This window comes from Autumnicola musiva (genome assembly GCF_031846585.1).
GTDB classification, from domain to species: domain Bacteria; phylum Bacteroidota; class Bacteroidia; order Flavobacteriales; family Flavobacteriaceae; genus Autumnicola; species Autumnicola musiva.
This window is the reverse complement of the sequence record NZ_JAVRHK010000056.1, coordinates 1-1,649: the sequence shown is the minus strand read 5'-3', so window position 1 is coordinate 1,649 and position 1,649 is coordinate 1. Positions and strand designations below refer to the sequence as shown.

General features: G+C 30.4%; 2 protein-coding genes. Both read left to right on the top strand.

The annotated features are described in order from the left end of the window. Positions 1-138: 138 nt before the first annotated feature. On the top strand, positions 139-741 hold the full coding sequence (locus RM539_RS19780) for a hypothetical protein (protein ID WP_311505147.1): 603 nt from the start codon (positions 139-141) through the stop codon (positions 739-741). Next, positions 742-1,641 (top strand): DUF2806 domain-containing protein, encoded by a 900-nt coding sequence (locus RM539_RS19775; protein ID WP_311505146.1) that lies wholly within the window; start codon positions 742-744, stop codon positions 1,639-1,641. The last annotated feature ends 8 nt before the right edge of the window (positions 1,642-1,649 follow it).

Below are 1,649 nucleotides of genomic sequence, written 5' to 3'. Positions count from 1 at the left end.
GAAAATAGCTTGGGTCTAGCCAAAATTCTATATTTTAGAAGTCTAAATTAGACCTGGTTAAGCCGACAAGCTAGCGCTTCCCTACTCGCTACTTCCCTTAACCGTGCACGTTGGCGGTAATTATTCAAACAATTATAGATGAATAAACTGAGAAGATTTTTAACGATTTTTACTATAGTATTAGTTATAGCCTTATTGATTCCAACAGCATTTTTTATATTTCAATTTTCAGAAATGGAAATATCTAAAAATATTCAAAATTGGGGGAATTTTGCAGATTTCTTCGGTGGAGTATTTAATCCAATCTTAGCAATTGCAAATTTGGTCATTTTTGTAAAACTTACATTGATTGTGGCCGAAATGGAAGATAAATCAACTAAGCAAGCTTTAAATCAGGAAAAGAAAATTTTAACAAGCGGTTTAATGCATGATTCTATCAAAGAATTATCAGTAGTTCTGAATTCTCTAGGAGAAAAAATAATAATAAACAAAGAAAAGTCAGATTGGGAAATACTTCAAGTACAGCAAACTGTTATAACATTTGGAAACAATTATAAATATCTTTTTTCAAATATTGATAATCAAATTGTTATTGATGATTTAAATGAAATGCTTAACATCACACGAAAGCAGCCTTATGGGCAACAAAAATTTGCAAATGCATTCAATAATTTTTTAAACTCTAAAGACGAATTTATTCAATCGCTTCATAAACAAACACTTTCAAAATTAGATTACTAAATGTCAGACAAAATTATAAAGATTAAGGGAAGACCATTAGAAAAACTAGTTCAGGTAATTAAAAAAGGGCTTGGTTCGAGCGTTACCAAGTCCGAACTTAGAAAAGAGGAAGAATTTGATGAAGGTAGTTTTGACAATTCTAAAGATTTACATCCTGATAGTAGAGTACAAGAAAGAATAATACATAAGGAAACGAAACGTCAACAAAACCTAGATTATATAAACTATATCGCAGGAGAACAACTTAATCAAGATGAAAATGTTTCCGATGAACCAGTAGATGATGATTGGATTTATCGATTCTTCAATATTGCGGAAGATATATCTAATGAAGAAATGCAATTATTGTGGGGGCGAATATTAGCTGGAGAAATTAAAGAACCTAGTTCTTATTCTACTAGAACTTTAGAGTTACTTAAAAATCTTACGAAAGAAGAGGCTGAGATATTTACCAAATTCGCTCAATTGAAAATTACAAGTGGAGATACAAGTTTCATCTATAATCAAGACAATGGCAAATTTTTAGAAGATGAGTTCGGAATTAAATTCAGCGACAGGCTTCTATTGACAGAATTAGGCTTGATAGCTAGTGAAAATAATTTAGAATTTAGCTTTAATCCTACTGGAAATGTCCAGATGAATCATGTTTTAAGATATGGTCGAAAAGGTATTGTTTTATACAGAGAACAAAATACTCCTAAACAAGCAATAAAGGTATTAATTTTTACAAAAGCAGGGTTAGAACTTTCAAGGTTGATACAACCAGAATTTAGCTTGAAATACATCAGAAATATTTGCAAAGGTTTCAAACATTCTAACGTAAAAATTGAATATGGAGACCTAATATTATCTCCAAATAATAGGTTTTTGCTATTAAACAAAACAATTTTCAACGAATAACTACCGCC